Below are 581 nucleotides of genomic sequence, written 5' to 3'. Positions count from 1 at the left end.
AATTTTGGTGGGCTTGGCGATTGAGGAAGCGACATGCTTGCTCATCGCCTAAATAGTTTTCAAACAGGGGAGCAGCGTCTGTTGTTTTGAGGTATCTGATTGCCACTTGTTGAGCTTCAACTCTCATCATGATTTAGCTCTGATAAACATTCGGTTTCCAGATTTGCATGAAGTTTTCTACTGGAGCAATAGGAGTGAACCCAAACTGTTCGTACAACCCATGAGCATCGCGGGTTGCAAGCATCATACGGCGTAAGCCTTGTAGTTCTGGATGAGCAAGAATTTCTGAGATCAACCACTTACTGATGCCTTTACCACGGTGTGCCTCCACTACAAACACATCGGCAAGATACGCAAACGTGGTGCGATCGGTAATTAACCGAGCAAAAGCGACGAGTTGATTTTCGTCATCCAAAACCGCGAAACAGAACGAATGGCGCAATGACTTCTCAAGGCGTTCTCTTGGAATGCCCTTTCCCCAATAACTGTTTGAAATGAACTGGTAGATAACGTCTAAATCCATGTCATCTAACGACGTGGTAATTCGAAACCCTTGCATTGTATCCCTCAACATTGATTTA

1 protein-coding gene and 1 pseudogene are annotated in these 581 nt (G+C 44.6%); both read right to left on the bottom strand.

Translation table 11 applies throughout. The features are described 5' to 3' along the window. Positions 1 to 130 (bottom strand): annotated as a pseudogene (locus tag R7Q46_RS28855) (N-acetyltransferase); the annotation flags it as partial. Between the two features lie 3 nt (positions 131 to 133). Further along, positions 134 to 559 (bottom strand): GNAT family N-acetyltransferase, encoded by a 426-nt coding sequence (locus tag R7Q46_RS28850; protein WP_025500331.1) that lies wholly within the window; start codon positions 557 to 559, stop codon positions 134 to 136. Positions 560 to 581 lie beyond the last annotated feature (22 nt).

It is taken from the genome of Vibrio sp. 811 (genome assembly GCF_033339195.1).
The sequence above is the reverse complement of the archived record's forward strand: the minus strand, read 5'-3'. Positions and strand labels throughout refer to the sequence as shown.

Bases quoted from the DNA above. Each gene is read 5' to 3' on its own strand.
- R7Q46_RS28850 (WP_025500331.1), bottom strand. From the start codon at position 559: ATGCAAGGGTTTCGAATTACCACGTCGTTAGATGACATGGATTTAGAC.